Genomic DNA, 18,366 nt, shown 5'->3' with positions numbered 1-18,366 from the left:
ATCATCAAAAAAGAACTGATCTACTTGAACAAGTATGCAACCCGTTCCGAAGCCGAGAAAAGCATCTTTGAGTACATTGAGGTCTTTTACAACAACGAGCGCATCGATTCGTCAATTGGGTATTGTACGCCTACTGATTTTGAACAACAATATCACTTCAATACGGTGAATTACTAAATTTTGTGTCTACTATCTTGACAGAGGTCCACATATGTTTCGTCATTCCAAGGCTATGCATCTACTACAGGCAGGAGTAAACCTCATCTACATTCGCGATTTTCTTGGGCATGTCGATTTAAAAACGACAGAACTCTATGCCAGAGCGGATACCGAGACAAAAAGAAAAGCGATTGAAAACGCCTATCCCGATCTGATTGATAACAATCTTCCTGACTGGGGCCAGGACCAGGCGTTGCTTTCATGGCTATCTGAACTCAAGTAGGTCAGATATTATGCAAAGTAAATGGAGTAAAGATCCTTTTATATTGCGGCTTTATGAAGTTTACTTTGCATAATGATTTACTTTGCATAAGGCGGTGTCATCAGTCCCTTACTGGCAAACATCTATCTGCATCCACTCGACAAAGCAATGACAGAACGAGGGCATCGACTGACGCGTTATGCAGACGACTTCGTTATCTGTTGCAAGACGCAGAAAGGTGCAGAACGAGTGCTTAAGTCAGTCGTTAAGTTGCTAGAAAGAGAAATGGGACTGAAAGTGCATCCCGAGAAAACGAAGATCGCCAACAGTAAAAGAGAGTCATTTGTCTTCTTGGGTCATGAATTTAAACCTGGCAAACGGATGACACCATCAGATAAAGCCGTGGTGAAATTCAAGGAACGAGTGAAAGAAATCACGAGGCGGAATCAGACCGTTAATGTGCAAGAACTGGTGAAGAAGATACTCAACCCATATCTTAGAGGATGGGCAAACTACTTTGGGACTGGAGACGTACAAAGTCGATTTCGACAGTGGGATGCCTGGGTCAGGAGACGTCTTCGAGCCGTTCAGCTGCGCAGTTGGAAGAAGATAAGAAAGCTCCATCGAGAAATGCGGAGACGAGGATGGGACAACAAGGAAATGCCGGGGTTACGCATGACAGCGTGGAGAAGTTCGCACTCCACCTATGCCCAATATGCAATGCCAAATAAGTGGTTTGAGGAAATCGGTCTATGTAGTCTTCTTACGATTTACAAAGAACTTCATCCCCAGAGGGGATAATCACTGGAGGAGCCGGATGCGATGACCCGCATGTCCGGATGCGATGACCCGCATGTCCGGATCTGTGAGAGGCCTATGCGCATGCGCATAGGCCTACTCGATTTAGAGTGTTTATCCTCTTTCTTCTTAATGGAAAGCTGCCCGGCCTGCTTACCATTATGTATGAGACAGTTGGAGAGGAAGCTAACAGGTAAAATTATCTTATAACTAAGTTTTCTACTGCTTTCTCACGAAGGGTTATGACAGACTATAGAAGTGAGATAGTATTTCATTTTTTTTTCCGCGAAAGGAGAGGTTTTAAGTGACTGCTTATATGGTATTGGTGGTTTTAACTTAACCGAATATCGGGCATAGCAGCTTCCAATCTTTGTACTGCTTGGAATGAGAGCGACCGAGAATATTACCGGTGTTATGGGCTATGCCGTGAACAGTAACCTTTCGTGAATACTGCTGTCAGCGGGATAAGATGAAGGTCGTGTCCTTGTTGTATTAGCCGACTTTTGGTTTTTCGCCGTGAACAGCTGCTTCTTAGGAGGCTGCTTGTTCGCGGTATTTTTATGCCCACAGACAACTTTATACACTTGGAGAGGATGGGTTCAATGATGGATTTGAAGCAATATGGCTATATCGAAGACGAAGCGCCGCCGAAAGGCTTAATACCCGGAAGAATTACCGAACTTCAGCGTGATCAATATACCGTTATCACCGAACGGGGAGAAGTGACGGCTGTATTGAAGGGCGCGTTCTACCACACTGCGGGGACTCGGGAGGATTTTCCTTGCGTTGGCGATTTTGTATTTCTGCAATACAACGAAAGCGGCTCTTCGCGCATTGCCAATCTGCTGCCTCGCCGCTCTAAGTTTTCCCGCGCGGACTATTCGGGACACGCTGCAGGGTATGCCAAGACGATACTGGAGCAAGTCGTAGCAACGAATTTCGATTACGTATTTATCGTGTCGTCCCTAAACTGGGATTTCAAGGTCAGCCGCATCATGCGATACCTGACGCAGACGCGACAGAGCGGCGGTCAGCCTGTCGTCATCTTAACAAAAGCCGACTTGGTCCCGGATTTCAGCGCACCGTTAGCCGAGGTTCAGGGAATGGCTGCCAACGTGCCGGTACATGCCGTATCCAGCCACGCCGGAAATGGATTAAAGGGATTGGCATTACGGCGTATTACAGGGGTTTTTCGGAATATGCAGATGTGTCGCACATCTCCGATCATTGTATCTACGAACATATCCTTATTCTGTTCGGATACAGGCTTGTGGAGTGGTATAAGTTCGCCGAGTCGCCTGAAGATAAGTCACTGCACCTCAATACCTTGCGGAAAATTTATGAGATGAGAAATATGTAATCTTCCTGCTATGTTAGATAGACGAGTTGTTATTGAGCTCTAGCCGATATGTATCATTAGGACTGCAACTGGAAAATGAGTGGCAGGAATTAGAGGCGATATTGTCGAATGATAGTTCTAAAGACAGACGATTACGATGAGCTGCCACTCTCGCTGGTGCTCATTCAATCGCGTAATGAAAGCGCTATCGTTAAAAGGGACTGGTGGTTGTGACTTGATGATAAAACGTTCTCTGACACGAAATGGCATATCTATATTTATGAAGGTGGTTCTGACATTGCTGGTGTTATGGATCCCCTTGACTTCGCTGACCCTGGCGCTGAATCGGATGGGCGGGGCGAGTATTAGCGAAGAAATTACGAAGTCTGTCAAAAGCCGGGACGCCTTCTATATGCAGTCGCTGGAGACAGGGCTCTCTGTCGTGGTCCAGTTGTTTCACGAATTTGCGGTGGATGAGGATCTGCTGGAGCTGGGCATCTCGGAAGAGCATATGGAACCTAGCAATTTTACAGATAAAGTGAAAGCCATCCAGAGGCGTCTCCAGTTATTAAAAGGCTCAAGCCCGTATGTGAGTGAAGCGACCGTATTCCTTCCACTCATGAATCGGACGATAACCACTACAGATTACCAAACCTCGCTTACATCAGAAGTATACGATATGCTAAAGGGAAATTTTAATCCTAGCCGGCTCATTATGCATGATGGCCGCTTATTTATGAGCACGCGGTTTCCGGGTCATCTCATTTCGGAGCGCGAACCTGTTTTTGTCATCGCTGTCGAGCTGTCGCAGTCCGTGATTCAACATACATTGCGCAACATTGTGAGCCAGGAGCAAGGCAACTCCGTCCTGCTTGGACTTGACGATGATTGGAGCATCTCGAACGAGCGGGATGAAGAGCTTCTGCAACGGTTAAAAGTGGTGATCGACAGTCAGGAAGAGGAAGGTCTCGCGCAAGCATCCGGCATGCTGCCGCTTGAATTGGACCGAACCACCTACATGGTGTCCTACACGACATCGGACTTGTTGGGCGCTTCGTTACTGGTCTACGTTCTCGAAGAGAAGATCATCGGTTCGCTAAAAAGCTATGAGAGATGGACTTGGGGTCTGCTTGTCTTCTCTGTGGTGATCATTTTTCTGCTCGCCTACTCATTATATAGAATTATTCATCACCCCTTGCGGAAACTCGTATCGGCGTTTCGCAGAGTGGAGGACGGCAAGCTGTTAACTATCGATGTAGACGCCAGGCGGGATGAATTCAATTATTTGTATCATCGCTTTAACAGCATGGTGTCCAAGCTGGACGTGCTCATTCACGAAGTGTACGAGAAGGAAATCCGCAATCAGCGATCAGAGCTGAAGCAGCTTCAGTCACAAATCAATCCGCATTTTTTGTACAACTGCTTCTTTAGTTTGAATCGGCTAATCAAGGAATGTAACAACGAGGAGGCTTACCAGTTCGTCTTGTATCTCGGCAATTACTTTCGATTTATTACCCGGGATATGGCGGATCAAATTCCGCTGGCGAAGGAAATGGAGCATGCGCGGGCGTATGTGCAAATACATTCCGTATTATACGGGCCATACGTAGATATCGAGTTCGAGCCGCTGGATGAAGCATACAACGATCTATCCGTGCCGAGGCTTATCGTACAACCTGTAATTGAAAACGCTTTTAAGCATGCGTATGGCGCACTTGCCTCTGGAGGAGAATTGTTCGTACACACGGCTGTGGAAGAAGGATATCTGCACATTAGGATAGAGGACAATGGCGATACCCTAACCGATCGTGACATCGAAGCTATGAGCGCAAGGCTTGCCGGCGCCCGCAACCATTCACAGGAAACGACGGGGCTCATCAACGTGCATCGCAGAGTTGAGCTCATGTTCGGCCCGGGAAGCGGCATTGTTCCAAGCAGATCACAGCTCGGCGGCTTGTGTGTGTCTATCACGTTCAAACTTTAAGTCATAATAGAAATGAGGGGTGCGCTATGTACCGGATTCTGATCGTGGATGACTTGCCGATTATTGTCGATGGCATCGTATCGTTGCTTCGCAGGCAACTTAGTGATGAGGTTGAGCTCTACAAGGCCTACTCGGCTTATAAAGCGCTGGAAATGATGAACAGGACGAATATGGACATTGTTCTGTCCGACATCAAAATGCCCGGAATGGAAGGGATTGAGCTGCTGGGCGAGATTCGGACTAGCTGGCCGTCCTGTAAAGTTATCTTTCTAACCAGCTACGAAGACTTCGGGTATGCCAAAAATGCGTTATCCGGAGGCGGCTTCGATTATATTCTGAAAACCGAAAGCGACGATACGATCGTTCAAGCGGTGCAGAAGGCGATGGCTAAATTGGAGAGCGAGAATGAAACGTCCAGGATGCTGGAGCTGGCCGAGCAGCAGACGAAACGGGCGGGTTCTGTGCTGAGGCAAGCGCTGCTGAGAGAGGTGGTACTTGGCGAGATCAATTTATCGACGGAGGAAATGCGCAAGAAATTTCGCGAGGCTCAGCTTGGCTTATCGGTGGAACAGCCGATCTGCTTGCTGCTGGGACGGATCGATGCTTGGGGAGGCATTGCCCCGTCCGAACGGCGGATTTCGTTGGAGGCGATGCAATCGCTGGTGGAGGAGTGTTTCTCTGGCGTTGTAGAGCTGACTTCCTTCACTTATGATGAATCGAATCTGCTATGGTTGTTCCCGCGGTGTGCAGATAGGGACAGTGTCGGGATTGAGAGGCAATCATTGGAACGGATTCAGCAGACTTGCAGAGCGTCGCTCCGCTTGCCTGTATCGTTCCTGATTACGCAATCGCCGGTCAACTGGCCGGAGGTGCCCAAAGCATTCGCCGCATTGCAGTTCCTATTGCTTGGTCAAGAAGAAATGTGCCGGGAGGTTGACTTAACGGACACGATGACCAGCGTCACGACAGGATCGGAAGTGGATTGGGAGCAATCGAAGCTGCATAGCCAGAAACTGAAGAAAATCGAAGTGCTGGGCCATTACTTGGAAAGAGGCGAGCGGGAACAGTTCGATAAGCTGTTCTCCGAGATTATGTCCGACGCTGCCGGAGGGAGCCGGAAAGGCTTCCGGAAGCTGGAGGTGTATCATGCGCTGGCTGCCGTCTTCCTGTCTTATCTGAACGTCCATCCACACGATGTGAACAAGCTGGCCCAATACGGACTTGAGATGCTGACGCATGTCGATTCCGGGAGGTCCTGGGAGGAAATAGAGGAATACTTCGGGGGCCTGGCACAGCTATTGTTGCAATGTGCGGAAACGTCCGAATCTGATGATGGACATGACATTGTCCGTTGGATTAACCAGTACATCGACACCCATCTGATGGATGACCTGTCCTTGTCGCGACTGGCGGAATTGGTCCATCTGAACCCGTCGTACTTGTCACGTCTGTACAAGTATTCCAGCGGGATCGGCATATCGGACTATATCACGCTGGCGCGCATTAACAGATCGAAGGAGCTGCTTCTGAACTCTTCGCACAAAATTTATGAAATAGCGGAGATGGTCGGCTACCAATCGAGGCTGTCCTTTATTCGATTCTTCAAGAAGCATGCTCATGTCACACCTCAAGAATACCGCGGACGCAAAGCAGTACAAGGGTAAATAATAACATACCGCTCCCCTAAGCCAGGTGAGCGGTATGAAGCGGAAGAGCTATTCATCTGAAAATTTGATCACCAGCGGTCTTAACGTCGAACAGGCTATCGGGCAAACCCATCTGAACTTGTCATTGTCCAATGGATGCCAGTTCGGTTCAGGCAATGAGATCCAGTCGCCATGATCATTCAAGTATGCCGCGCGCCGCTTTCTCCACGTAGAATCCACTACAAAGGATGGACGGGAGGCGGTATCCATGCCCATGTTGATGATGGCGGCCAACTTATTGCCTGTAGCGTTCTCCTCCTTCGCGATGATGAACAGGTTGGGATCTTTCTCAGCGAAGATGGGCAAGCTGCGGCCGCCGAGCCATTCGATGATGCCCCGGAACTGCTGCTTCCGCTTGTAATTATGCACCGCGGCGAACCACTGGAGTTGCAAGTTGAAAGCTATGATGGCCACCCGGCCTCCCAAGCGATTCGTATACATGACGGCCGAAGCGCTCACCGGCTTTTCGTAATCATTCACGAATTCCGATAGGACGATGCTATCGTGCCCGGGAATCAGCTTGTACAGGCCTTGGCTATAAGCCGTATTGCCAGTTAAATTGGTATGGTACATGGTCGTTCCTGCCGTATGATCGTTCCACAGATTTCGCTCGGTCAGTTTCTCATGGACGATAGAGGCTCGTTCATCGGCTTCGAATCCCGTCATTTCGACTCCCAGCAAATCACTGTATCCAGCCTGGCTCAGATGGTATGCAGCTGCCCCATCCAGGAATACGCCGCCTTGAAGCAGCCGGGTAATCTCTTGTTCGCTCATATCGAGTACGTCCTCCCCGCAGGCCATGACGGGCCCTTCGCCTGTCCCGGGAGTATAAGGGATGCCCATGCTGCCAAGCGCAGCCACCCAGGCGGGGGCGTTCACGACTGGCGCTCTCACTCCTTCGATGGGCCGAAAAACATGCGATTGCGGACGATACAAAATCCGCGGTCCAACGAATTGATAATGCTGCGTGGTGCGTCTCAGTTCCGTGAAAAATGGTCGGCTGTCTCTAATCATCTCTATGTAAGCCGATTCTTCCAGCGGACCGTCTGTATATTGGGTAATATAGGACAGAGAGCCATCCAGACCGTACAACATGGAAATCGCTATTAACGCGCGAAGTTTGACGGCGGAAAAGAAAAACCGGGTATGCGGGAAGGTGTCTGATTCATGAATCAGCTCCATGTCTCTATCCAGCACTTGCTTGGAGTACAGCATATGGAACGTGATTCTAGGCAAGTTTTGGGCAGCGTCGCTATTGTATTCCGTTCCGAATAATCGAATGAGAGGCCGGGTGCTACCGGCCAATGCCCTGGCTACCGGACCGGTCATCATGCCGTCAAAATCGCTTACTCCTGGTTGGCACAACGCCATTCTGGTGTCCGGGGCGATTGCATCCACTGCCGCTCGAAGGCGTTCCGACAGCTCCACCAGGGAATCCTTCATGAGCTCTGCCCATAAGGTGCGGTATTGGACAGCGAGATCGCCGCCTTGACGAAACAGTTCTTCCAATTGCTCTCTCGTCATTTTGCGGCCCGTCTTGGCCTCGAAGCGCTGCAAGTGCTTCGGACAGAAGCAGCCGAAGCCGACGACATCATGATGGCTCATCTGATAGTCATCCTCGAAGAAGATAACGGGGGGCCGACCTCTGCTGACGACAGCCTGCAGATAGTCGCAGTATTGCGCCTGGAAATTGCTGTCCAGCGGACAGTTCGCTTTTCTGGACAAGGCGCCGTCAATACCGACTACTTTTTGGAAGTAGTAGGGACTTTCGCTTTCTACAACCTTTTGCGGTCCCACCCGCAAGCTGGGCGCGCACCACCATCCCACCTCGATATCGTCTGCGGCCAACGTTTCGCGAAGTTCTCTTAACATATCTCCGAAATTCTCGTAAGCTTCGAGCGCATGCAGCTCCTTCGCTTCTCCGTACCAATAGGGAAACACCAGCACGAACCTGCGGATACCCGCTTCATATTTCATGCGACGAAGCGCATGCAGCATGTCTCGCCGCTTCTCCTTGGCAAAGAAGAACGGTACGATGGGATCGAATTGAAATGTGGATGTCGACAATAATAAAACCGCCTTTCTACGTAGGATAAAAACAAGTATAGGTTCATTCAAAAATGAAACACAAGATGCATAATCGCACCTTTGTTACATCTATTTACTTATTTAGCAAGCGCTTTCTTAAGGGCTTGGAAACGTGTAAACAGATGTAACGCAATGTCATGATATGAATCTTACGGGCCTTTGGAACGCCCTATATACTGTAACTACATCGGATCAACACCGGTGAATCTATCCACTTGAGGGGGAAGGGTATTGAAAAGAATAGGAAGATCAATCACGCTATGCTGCCTGGCTGCGATTCTGCTATTGGTAGCAGCCTGCAGCGGCACGGGGACGCCAGCACCGGAGCCGTCATCCGGCTCCAATTCAACGAATGAGTCGAAGCAGGATCAGGGCTCGCAGCAATCGGATCAAAGCGTGGAGAAGCCGGGGCCATTCACGAAATATGACCCCCCGATCACAGTTACGACGGTTCGGGGCATTAGCAACAAGCAGTATTTCGATCCAGGGGAAACGATTGATAACAACGCCATATATGATTATTACAAGGAAAGGCTCGGCATTGAGATCAAGAACGATTGGACAGTGACGGATTATGATCAGAAGATCAAGATCAGCATCGCTTCCAACAACCTGCCGGACTTCTATAACGTCAAAGCAACCGATCTGCAGCAGCTGATCGATTCCGACATGATTATGGATATTACGGAATTATGGGAACAGTATGCTTCCGAGGATACGAAGAATGAGATGACGAAGGACGGCGGCATGCAGATGAAGACGGCCACGTTCAACGACAAGCTGATGGCCATCCCGCAGACGAACAGTCCGTACAGCGGGGCGAACTTCATCTATGTGCGGACCGACTGGCTGAAGGAAATGAACCTGCCGGAGCCCAAGACGATGCAGGATGTGCTTACCATAGCCGAAGCGTTCTCGAAGCGGAATGCGGATGGCAAAAAAACGTACGGGCTCGCGATTGATAAAGACTTGAACATGCTTACAGGCTTTCTCAACGGATTCCATGCTCACACGAAAATCTGGAAGAAAGATGAGTCCGGCAACCTTGTCTACGGCAGCATACAGCCGGAAGTAAAAGCCGCGCTGAAACAGCTGCAGGATATGTTCAAGGCAGGACAAATCGATCCGGAATTCGCTGTCAAGGATGGGTCAAAAGTAGCGGAGATGTACGGTTCCGAGCAATTAGGCCTTGTATATGGCGCGTTCTGGTATACGTTAAGCATCCAAAGACCGTTGGTGAAGGACGGTAAAATGACGGCCGAGTGGAAAAGCTATCAAATTGCTTCCATTGACGATAAGCCCGCGCAAAATCAAGCCACATACAGAGTACCGTCTTATTATGTGATCAATAAAAATGCCAAGCATCCGGAAGCGGCTATCAAGCTGCTCAATGTATGGATGGAAAATCAGATCAAGCCGGATGAATCGAATTCGATTCTAGTCTTCGGCAAAGACCGAAAAAACAAAGGCGAGTTCTTCTATCCGCTTAATCCGATCATGGCCAATCTACAGGATTATCATATCATTACCGGTGAGCTTCTTCCGAAAGCGCTGAAGAACAACGATCCTTCCATTCTTGGCAGCAGTATGGACCGTATCGCGAGATATGAGGGCGCCCAAGCCTATTTGAACGGGGACGGAAATATGTGGTATCAGTGGATGGTTGCGAAGGAAGGCGGCACGATGGCTCATTTGAAGGAAGCCTATGAGAACAATTTATATGTTTTTGACGAGTTTGTAGGCGCTCCCACGCCAACGATGTCGGAACGGATGGCTTTGTTGCAGACGAAGGAGAACGAGACGTTCACCAAGATTATTCTCGGAGGACTTCCAATTGAAGCGTTCGACACGTTTGTGGAGGAATGGAGAAGTCTTGGCGGCGATAAGATCACGGAGGAAGTGAACGAATGGTACAAAAGCCGGAAGTAATAAAAGTATGGGAGTAGAGGGACATGCTATCGGATTTTAAACGAAATTGGGTCCTGCATCTGATGGTCTTGCCAGGTTTTCTACTGGTCCTGTTGTTTCAATACGGTCCGATGGCAGGCGCCATGATTGCTTTCAAGAAGTACTTGCCATCCAAAGGGATATTGGGATCTCCTTGGATCGGTTTGGACAATTTCAAATACATGCTGTTGATGCCGGAAGCATCGCGTGTGTTAATGAATACGTTGATCATCGCAGCGATGAAGATCGTTGTCGGTTTAGTCGTACCTATTGTCGTGGCCATTTTGCTGAATGAGATTCGAAAGTCGTTTTTCAAACGCGTTTTTCAAACGCTTGTCTATTTGCCGCATTTTTTGTCATGGGTCATTCTGAGCGGCATTCTTATTGATCTGCTGTCACCGAACAGCGGACTGATCAATCAGCTATTGAAGGCGATCGGAATGGAACCGATTTTTTTCCTGGGCGATAACGATTGGTTTCGATTCACGCTGGTGACGACTGATGTATGGAAGGATTTTGGATTCGGCACGATCGTATATTTGGCTGCGCTTACAAGCATTAATCCTGTGCTCTATGAAGCTGCTGTCATAGACGGGGCCAATCGTTGGCGGCAGACCTGGCACGTCACGCTGCCGGGCATGATTCCGATCATCGTCCTGCTGGCAACGCTAAGTCTCGGTAACGTGCTCAATGCCGGGTTCGATCAAGTGTTCAATTTGTACAATACGCTTGTATACGAATCCGGAGATATTATTGATACATTTGTCTATCGGCTAGGCCTGCAGCAAGTGCAATACGGTGTAGCGTCCGCAGTCGGGCTTCTCAAGTCCGTTGTGTCCTTTGTGATGATCACCGCTTCCTATTACTTGGCCTATCGCTTCGCCAATTATAGAATTTTTTGAAATATGGTTTATGACGGGAGGAACTGGACAGATGGTTCAACAGGCGTCGCTCGGCCATCGAGTGTTCACCATGTTCAATTACACCTTTTTAACCGTGCTCGCCTTCAGCTGTATATTTCCGATCCTACATTTGTTGGCGGTATCCTTCAGCTCCGCATCGGCGGTGGCGTCTGGTGAAGTCGCTTTGCTGCCCGTAGATTTCACTGTCGTGTCTTACCTTTACGTGTTCGGGAATTCGGCGTTCTGGCAAGCTTTTCTCGTATCGGTGGAACGGGTGCTGATAGGGATGGTTATCAATATGCTTCTGACCGTACTGCTCGCTTATCCATTATCGAAGGAAGTGCAGCAATTCCGATGGAGAACGATCTATGCCTGGTTCTTTGTATTCACCATGCTCTTCAGCGGCGGGCTCATTCCTTGGTATATGGTTATCAACGAGCTTGGTCTGCTGGATTCCATCTGGGCGCTTGTCTTGCCCGCCGCCGTTCCGGTGTTTAACGTGATTCTGATGTTGAATTTTTTCCGCGGGCTGCCGAAGGAGTTGGATGAATCGGCGAAGATCGACGGAGCGGGACATTGGACGATTATGTGGCGCATCGTGCTGCCCTTATCGCTGCCGAGTCTGGCGACTGTCCTTCTATTCACGATTGTAGGCCACTGGAACAGCTGGTTCGACGGGCTTATTCTGATGAACGATCCGGGCAATTACCCATTGCAGAGCTACTTGCGTACGGTCGTCGTAGAGTCCGATGTTCAATTCATGAGCGATATGGATATCGAGATGCAATTATTGCTGTCGGATCGAACGAACCGGGCCACGCAAGTTTTTATCGCCATGCTGCCGATTCTGGCCGTGTATCCGCTGCTTCAGCGTTTCTTTGTGAAAGGTATCGTGCTGGGCAGCGTCAAGGAATGAACGTATAACCTATGAATGAATTGGGAGTGGAAGAAGATGACGGACTTCAGTCAGTTGTATTATTACCAGCGAGATGAGCAGAGTGATCAGCCAAATCCGGTAACTGCGGATTTGTGCATATACGGCGGCACGCCAGCGGGAGTAGCCGCAGCAATCCAGGGGCGCCGGATGGGACTTCGGGTCGTGATCGCCGAATTCAGCCGCAATATCGGCGGCATTACGGCAAGCGGTCTCGGCGCGACAGATTTTGGCCGCAAATCGGCCATTGGCGGAATCGCCCGCGAGTTTTATATGAAGCTCGGCGCCATGTATGATCCGCAAGATGGCGACGGCACATCCTGGCATTTCGCGCCAAGCGTCGCGCAGAACATATTCAACGAATGGCTGGCCCAGGAAGACGTTCCGGTCTACTTCGAGCAGCACCTGGCCAGCGTGGAATCGACCAATGGCAAGATCAGCGCCATAACGATGGAGAATGGGCAAGTGTTCAAGGCGCGAATGTTCATCGACGCTTCATATGAAGGGGATCTGATGGCACGCGCCGGCGTCTCCTACACGGTAGGGCGGGAAGGGAACAGCGTGTATGGAGAGACGCGCAACGGGATTCAGTTTGGCTCGCCATACCACATGTTCAACACCCGTATCGATCCGTACATGATCGAAGGCAAGCCCGACAGCGGCTTGCTGCCCGGGATCGCAGACATTGAGCCCGGTGTACAAGGGCAAGGCGATCACTCCATTCAGGCGTATAACTTCCGTATTTGCCTGACGGATGTGCCGGGCAACCGGGTAGCATTTCCGGAGCCTCCCGGCTATGATCCGCAGCAATTCGAGCTGCTGTCCCGGTATATCCGCTCCGGCATTTGGGATGCGATGCGGCTGCATGTAAGAATGCCGAACGGGAAGACGGATTTGAATAATTTCGGAGCAGTGAGCACCGATTATATCGGAGCCAATCATGCTTGGCCGGATGCGAATTACGCGACAAGGGAGAAGCTATTTCAAGACCATGTGAGGTACAACCTGGGGATGCTGTATTTTCTCGCTAATGATGACAGCGTTCCGGCACATGTTCGCGAGGAGGTTGGGCAGTGGGGCTTGCCCGCCGATGAATTTATGGATACGGCGAACTGGCCGCATCAGCTCTATATCAGGGAAGCGCGCCGGATGGTCGCCGAGGAAGTGATGACCGAGCTGCATTGTCGCGGACTGCGCGTAGCAGAGGATTCGATCGGTCTGGCCTCTTATATGATGGATTCCCACAATTGCCGCCGCCTTGTGATCAATGGCGCGTGTGTGAACGAAGGCGATGTGGAGATCAAGATCGAGGCTCCTTATCCCGTCTCATACCGCGCCATCGTGCCCAAGGGCGAGCAATGCCAGAATCTCCTGGTGCCAGTATGCTTGTCGGCATCCCATATCGCTTACGGCTCGATCCGGATGGAGCCGGTGTTCATGGTGCTTGGCCAAGCTGCAGCTACGGCTGCGGCCATTGCACTCGAAGAAGACCGGGCCGTTCAGGATATTGAATACGGAATACTCAGGGATAGCCTGCTTAAGGACGGACAAGTGCTTTGATGAATATCCGGTTCCGGGTCAGATCTGGTTGTGTCGAAACTTCAACGATTCAGCAAACTGCAGTGAAATCGTATGTATAGGAGTGAGACAAATGTCCGATAATCAAAAGTTCGAAAAAGATTCATCCGCTCCGATCAGCAGAAGAACGCTGCTCGCTTCCGCCGGTATGGCGGGAGCGGCTCTTGCTGCGGGCGGTTTCTTCGGAAACAGCGCTTGGGGAGCCCCCGAAGGCAAGGAGCATCCGCTTGCCTCCAGGCTTTGCGGGGAGGATGGCGCATGCCCGATCGTCTTCCCCGATGTGGCGGCGATGAAGGCTTACGAAGGCGCGGCCGGAGAAGTCTATATCACGATCTCATATGTTGAGGGGGCCGGCTACGGCGGTGCGACCTATTTGAACCGGGGGAGCGACTGGCCGCAAGTCGCGGACGGCTTCGGCAATCATACGGATGCTTCCGGCAATTACCTCGAGCTGCTGGAAGAAGACGGCATCCGGCATATAGACCGGTATGGTGCGGATCCGACCGGGGCGAACGATAGCTGGGCGGCGATACAGCATGTATTGACCAATCTTCAAGGTCACGTCACCGGCTGCGGCGACTACAGCGTGTCCAAGCCGCTTGTCATCCGGTCGGCCACCAAGCTGTCCGGCCCAATCGCCTCGACATTGTCAAGCCCGGCTAGCACAGGTTCGTTCACCATCCGGAAGATCGGAAACGCAACGGTAGACGGTGCGGATGCGGTACTTGTATTCGGCCAGGAGGGCGATTCCGTCAAGGGTATTCGGTGCGTCGTCATTGAGGACGTGAGTCTTGATTCCAGCAGCGAGGCCGCTTATGGGATGTGGTGCGGAAGGAGGAGCAGCTTCTCAATCTCCCAGGCCGAGTTCACCAGAGTGACGATCCGGAATTGCACGAACGGGATATGGCTGGACAACAGCTGGCTGGTCACCTACAACAAAGTGTCCATGGGCGCGGGTGCTTCCCCGGGCGTAGGCTTCTATTCCGGTTATTTCAACTCCACGAGCAACCATTACTACGGATGTTATACGAACAGTGTCGCTATCTCATACTGGGTCAACTCCACGTACTCCTCTATTAACGGGTGCGCCTCGGATGGGGCATCCGAGGTTGCCTATCGGATCGGCAATATGGTGTCGATCAACGACTGCGGAGCGGAGTTTTGTAAAATCGCGGTTCAGCCGTATTATACGACAAAGCCGGTGCAAGTCAATAATTTGCTGGTCATCTGCCGCGGCGATGGGACGACCTTGGTCAAAAACTATTTCGACAACGGTTCCGGTGTACAAACGGGATCAGCCGTATTCTACAACTGTACGTTCTCTGCGAACACGGCGGCCAAAGCGGCGTTGGTCACCTACGATTTGTACGCCGTCGAAGCCAAACAAGAAACGGTGCAATTCATTGATTCCTATGTCACGACATATGTACCGGCGAGCAATTCTTCTGTGTTCACGAACGTCTGGGCGTACACGAAGCTCGTCGACGCGACGAACAATCATGTCGCTCTCCATTACGGACCGCATAAAAAAGGGATCATCGTAGCGGATTCCGTGCTGGCCAGCGATACGAATCGGTACTTGTTGACGCGCTTCCGTCATGACGGAACGTACGTGCTGACACTGGAGAGACCCGAGAGCGATGTCCCGAACAACGGGGCGAATCCGTTCGATCGAACGCTTCAAGTGAAATTCATCTTGTCGGGAGGCAAAGTCGCGCTCGTCAACGAGTCCAGGTTCGATGCCGTTCAGCAGGTTACGTTCTGGCAAAGAGCGACGCACGACAACTATGTATATGTTCAGATTAAGCTAAGAGGAGCTTCCGCTCCGGCGACCATTCAAAAAATCGAAGGTCCGGGAGCCGAGACCAGGTATGCGTTGTCCATATACGAAACACCGAGCAACTACACGCAAATCATGCCGGCAATGCCGATTGCATAAGGTAACGCTACCCCACATCACGTATGGTAATGAAATTCGCCGATTAGCGGAAGAGCGCATCGCTGCAGCGATGCGCTCTTCCGCTATTGTCCCACGCTCGGGGAAATTGCCGCTTATCGCAGCCATTTCGTCCATTTCCACATTGATCTAAATGAAGATAGAAGGTATAATTAGTTTATTATATAATAATTGGTTTACTATAGTGAACCTGTGCTAGGGAGGTATAATGGATCGGATCAACAAGTACAACGTTCCAGCGCTCGAGCGAGCTCATCTCATTATCGGGTTGATTGCGGAAGCGCCCTCCGGCTGTAAGCTAATCGATCTGTCCCGGGAGCTTGGCATTAATAAAAGCTCTATGTATTCGTTGCTGTTGACAATGGAACGGCTCGGTTGGTTGCAGAAGGATGCAAGAGATTGTTATCGACTAGGCTCTTTTTTTGGCCGAACGGGCAGCCTCTACTTCCGACAATACGACCTGGTGTCGCATTTCTATCGCGAGGCCGGCCAGGTGAGGGACCGCATGGAGGAGACGCTGCAACTGGGCAAGTTGGAAGGGCGAGACGTATTTTACTTGGCGAAGGAAGAAGCATCGTCTCCCGTCCGCCTTGTCTCTGAGCCAGGGACGACGTGGGCGGCGTATGCGACGGGGCTGGGCAAGGTGATGCTCGCAGACAAGAGCGATCAGGAAGTCATTCAGTTGTATCCAGAAGAACGGCTATCCTCCTTCACGGATCACACGATTGGATCGCTTGATAAGTTGCTTGCAGAGCTTGCCAAGATCCGCCTGGACGGATATGCCATCGACGAGGAAGAAGCGGTGCTAGGCTTCAGCTGTGCTGCAGCTCCAATTATAGGTGCGAACGGAAGCGTCGTTGCCGCGGTCAGTTGTTCTGTTCCGCAGTCTCGTTGGGCACGGAAAAAGCAGCTGGCTATCGAGGAAGTGACTGCTTTGGCGCAAGTACTGTCACATGGGCAGTAATGAGCAACGAAGCGTCGTTACGAATTTACAAAGGGAGGGACAGAGATGAAAAACGGTAGACTAACAGGCAAAATCGTGCTTATCACGGGGGCTGGATCAGGTATTGGCAAGAGCACAGCGTTGCTGTTCGCTCGCGAAGGCGCAGAAGTGATTGTGAATGACGTGAACGAGACGAGTGGCAATGAGACAGTCGGGGAGATTGTGGAGGCCGGAGGCGCCGCCGCGTTCGCACATGCCGATCTGACAAATGCGGAAATGGTAGAAAAGATGGTAGAACGATTGATGGACAATTATGGTCGAATTGACGTGTTGTTCAACAATGCCGGCGTCAGCAATGTTGGAGCGCTTCATGAAGTAGAGCTGGAGCAGTGGGACCGAATTATGAACGTCAATGTGAAAGGCGTATTCTTGCCCAGCAAATACGTGCTGCCGGGGATGATGGCAAGAAAATCAGGCAATATCATCAACATGTCTTCTTGCATAGCGGAGATCGGTCTGGCGAGAAGGGCGGCTTACAGTGCGACGAAAGGCGCGGTTCTGGCACTAACGAAGGCGATGCAAGTCGACTATGCGCAATATGGCATTCGCGTTAATGCGCTGCTGCCGGGCACCATTATGACGCCGTTCGTGGAAGACTATCTGAGAACCTCGTACGATGATCCGGAGGCGGCAATTGCTTCATTGAAAACCCGTCAATTAAGCGGAGATATCGGGCGTCCGGAGGATGTCGCACAAGCTGCGCTTTTCCTGGCGTCGGACGAATCGAAATTTATGATGGGCTCGCCGTTGTACATTGACGGCGGAGTGGTATTCGGCAAAAATGCTTAATTCTAATAGGCGAGGAGAATGAAAATGAAACTGCTTACTTATAAGGTAGATGGACAAAACCTGCTGGGCGTTCGTACGGACAGAGGAGTGCTTGACGTGGCGGCTGCGGCTCGGCAACTGGAGGTTGCAGATGTGCCGTCCATTGTGGACGAAGTAATCGGTCAAGGCGAGGCTGCGCTTGACGTGCTGAGCGCGCTGGTGGAGAAAGCTACCGGGGCGAATGCCGCTTCCCTATGGCTGAATGAAGAGGAACTTCAGCTTGGTCCTTGCGTGACCAACCCGGGCAAGATTATATGCGTCGGTCTGAACTATCGCAAGCATGCGGAAGAGACGAACATGCCCGTTCCCCAATATCCGATCTTGTTCAATAAATTCAATAATACGCTGTCCGGTCATGGGGATGACGTTGCGCTTCCCCGGACTTCGGAGAAGGTCGATTATGAGGCGGAGCTTGTGATCGTGATCGGCAAGACGGCGAGAGACGTATCCAGGGAGCATGCGCTGGACTACGTATTCGGCTACTGCAACGCCAACGACTTGTCTGCGCGAGATCTGCAGCTGCGCACGAACCAATGGCTGCTGGGCAAGACCTGCGACGGCTTCTCTCCGATCGGGCCTTATCTGGTCACAGCCGATGAAGTCGGCAATCCTAACGAGCTATCGATCAAAGCAACCGTCAACGGTGAAGTGCGGCAACATTCCAATACGAACGATATGATCTTCCATTGCGATGAAATCGTCAGTTATATTTCGCAGCACTTCACCTTGTCGCCGGGCGATATCATTCTAACCGGAACACCGGAAGGCGTTGTGATGGGTTATCCGCCGGAGCGTCAAGTGTATCTGAAGGACGGCGATGTCGTCACGATTGAGATCGAGAAGCTGGGCATGCTGACCAATCGTCTGGTTGCGCGTTAAGC

15 protein-coding genes are annotated in these 18,366 nt (G+C 50.9%); 14 read left to right on the top strand and 1 reads right to left on the bottom strand.

Translation table 11 applies throughout. The annotated features are described in order from the left end of the window. The 6 genes from ACFQ2I_RS07220 to ACFQ2I_RS07195 all read left to right on the top strand — a co-directional run bounded on the left by ACFQ2I_RS07220 (position 1) and on the right by ACFQ2I_RS07195 (position 6,206). Positions 1-177 (top strand): IS3 family transposase, encoded by a 177-nt coding sequence (locus ACFQ2I_RS07220; RefSeq protein WP_377563163.1) that lies wholly within the window; start codon positions 1-3, stop codon positions 175-177. A 34-nt stretch (positions 178-211) separates the two neighbouring features. After that, positions 212-442 (top strand): tyrosine-type recombinase/integrase, encoded by a 231-nt coding sequence (locus ACFQ2I_RS07215; protein WP_377563153.1) that lies wholly within the window; start codon positions 212-214, stop codon positions 440-442. 99 nt (positions 443-541) lie between these two features. Beyond that, on the top strand, positions 542-1,222 hold the full coding sequence (locus ACFQ2I_RS07210) for a group II intron maturase-specific domain-containing protein (protein ID WP_377563161.1): 681 nt from the start codon (positions 542-544) through the stop codon (positions 1,220-1,222). A gap of 599 nt (positions 1,223-1,821) precedes the next feature. Then, entirely contained in the window at positions 1,822-2,568 is a 747-nt protein-coding gene (gene rsgA, locus ACFQ2I_RS07205; RefSeq protein ID WP_377563151.1) for a GTPase RsgA, read from the top strand. A gap of 294 nt (positions 2,569-2,862) precedes the next feature. Then, positions 2,863-4,542, top strand: coding sequence for a sensor histidine kinase (locus ACFQ2I_RS07200; RefSeq protein ID WP_377563159.1), 1,680 nt, complete (start codon positions 2,863-2,865; stop codon positions 4,540-4,542). 26 nt (positions 4,543-4,568) lie between these two features. Beyond that, a complete protein-coding gene (locus ACFQ2I_RS07195) occupies positions 4,569-6,206 on the top strand; it encodes a response regulator transcription factor (RefSeq protein ID WP_377563149.1) in 1,638 nt (545 codons plus the stop codon). A 51-nt stretch (positions 6,207-6,257) separates the two neighbouring features. On the opposite strand, the gene ACFQ2I_RS07190 is transcribed toward ACFQ2I_RS07195, so the two are convergent. Beyond that, a complete protein-coding gene (locus ACFQ2I_RS07190; RefSeq protein WP_377563147.1) occupies positions 6,258-8,315 on the bottom strand; it encodes a hypothetical protein in 2,058 nt (685 codons plus the stop codon). 252 nt (positions 8,316-8,567) lie between these two features. Between ACFQ2I_RS07190 and ACFQ2I_RS07185 the strand changes: the two genes are divergently transcribed. The 8 genes from ACFQ2I_RS07185 to ACFQ2I_RS07150 all read left to right on the top strand — a co-directional run bounded on the left by ACFQ2I_RS07185 (position 8,568) and on the right by ACFQ2I_RS07150 (position 18,364). Next, on the top strand, positions 8,568-10,265 hold the full coding sequence (locus ACFQ2I_RS07185; RefSeq protein WP_377563145.1) for an extracellular solute-binding protein: 1,698 nt from the start codon (positions 8,568-8,570) through the stop codon (positions 10,263-10,265). 23 nt (positions 10,266-10,288) lie between these two features. Further along, entirely contained in the window at positions 10,289-11,185 is an 897-nt protein-coding gene (locus tag ACFQ2I_RS07180; RefSeq protein ID WP_377563143.1) for an ABC transporter permease, read from the top strand. A gap of 31 nt (positions 11,186-11,216) precedes the next feature. Continuing rightward, positions 11,217-12,101, top strand: coding sequence for a carbohydrate ABC transporter permease (locus ACFQ2I_RS07175; protein ID WP_377563140.1), 885 nt, complete (start codon positions 11,217-11,219; stop codon positions 12,099-12,101). 36 nt (positions 12,102-12,137) lie between these two features. Further along, positions 12,138-13,679, top strand: coding sequence for an FAD-dependent oxidoreductase (locus ACFQ2I_RS07170; protein ID WP_377563138.1), 1,542 nt, complete (start codon positions 12,138-12,140; stop codon positions 13,677-13,679). A 91-nt stretch (positions 13,680-13,770) separates the two neighbouring features. After that, positions 13,771-15,636, top strand: coding sequence for a hypothetical protein (locus ACFQ2I_RS07165; protein ID WP_377563136.1), 1,866 nt, complete (start codon positions 13,771-13,773; stop codon positions 15,634-15,636). A 226-nt stretch (positions 15,637-15,862) separates the two neighbouring features. Continuing rightward, positions 15,863-16,618, top strand: a complete 756-nt coding sequence (locus ACFQ2I_RS07160; protein ID WP_377563134.1) for an IclR family transcriptional regulator — start codon at positions 15,863-15,865, stop codon at positions 16,616-16,618. A 45-nt stretch (positions 16,619-16,663) separates the two neighbouring features. Continuing rightward, positions 16,664-17,446, top strand: coding sequence for an SDR family NAD(P)-dependent oxidoreductase (locus ACFQ2I_RS07155; protein ID WP_377563132.1), 783 nt, complete (start codon positions 16,664-16,666; stop codon positions 17,444-17,446). A gap of 24 nt (positions 17,447-17,470) precedes the next feature. After that, positions 17,471-18,364: a fumarylacetoacetate hydrolase family protein gene (locus ACFQ2I_RS07150; protein ID WP_377563130.1), complete on the top strand. Its 894-nt coding sequence runs from the start codon at positions 17,471-17,473 to the stop codon at positions 18,362-18,364. Positions 18,365-18,366: the final 2 nt, after the last annotated feature.

It is taken from the genome of Paenibacillus chungangensis, assembly GCF_042675905.1.
GTDB classification, from domain to species: Bacteria; Bacillota; Bacilli; order Paenibacillales; family Paenibacillaceae; genus Pristimantibacillus; species Pristimantibacillus chungangensis.
This window is presented reverse-complemented; position numbering and strand designations above follow the sequence as displayed.

Bases quoted from the DNA above. Each gene is read 5' to 3' on its own strand.
- ACFQ2I_RS07215 (WP_377563153.1), top strand. From the start codon at position 212: ATGTTTCGTCATTCCAAGGCTATGCATCTACTACAGGCAGGAGTAAAC.
- rsgA (WP_377563151.1), top strand. From the start codon at position 1,822: ATGATGGATTTGAAGCAATATGGCTATATCGAAGACGAAGCGCCGCCG.
- ACFQ2I_RS07195 (WP_377563149.1), top strand. From the start codon at position 4,569: ATGTACCGGATTCTGATCGTGGATGACTTGCCGATTATTGTCGATGGC.
- ACFQ2I_RS07180 (WP_377563143.1), top strand. From the start codon at position 10,289: ATGCTATCGGATTTTAAACGAAATTGGGTCCTGCATCTGATGGTCTTG.
- ACFQ2I_RS07175 (WP_377563140.1), top strand. From the start codon at position 11,217: ATGGTTCAACAGGCGTCGCTCGGCCATCGAGTGTTCACCATGTTCAAT.
- ACFQ2I_RS07170 (WP_377563138.1), top strand. From the start codon at position 12,138: ATGACGGACTTCAGTCAGTTGTATTATTACCAGCGAGATGAGCAGAGT.
- ACFQ2I_RS07165 (WP_377563136.1), top strand. From the start codon at position 13,771: ATGTCCGATAATCAAAAGTTCGAAAAAGATTCATCCGCTCCGATCAGC.
- ACFQ2I_RS07160 (WP_377563134.1), top strand. From the start codon at position 15,863: ATGGATCGGATCAACAAGTACAACGTTCCAGCGCTCGAGCGAGCTCAT.
- ACFQ2I_RS07155 (WP_377563132.1), top strand. From the start codon at position 16,664: ATGAAAAACGGTAGACTAACAGGCAAAATCGTGCTTATCACGGGGGCT.
- ACFQ2I_RS07150 (WP_377563130.1), top strand. From the start codon at position 17,471: ATGAAACTGCTTACTTATAAGGTAGATGGACAAAACCTGCTGGGCGTT.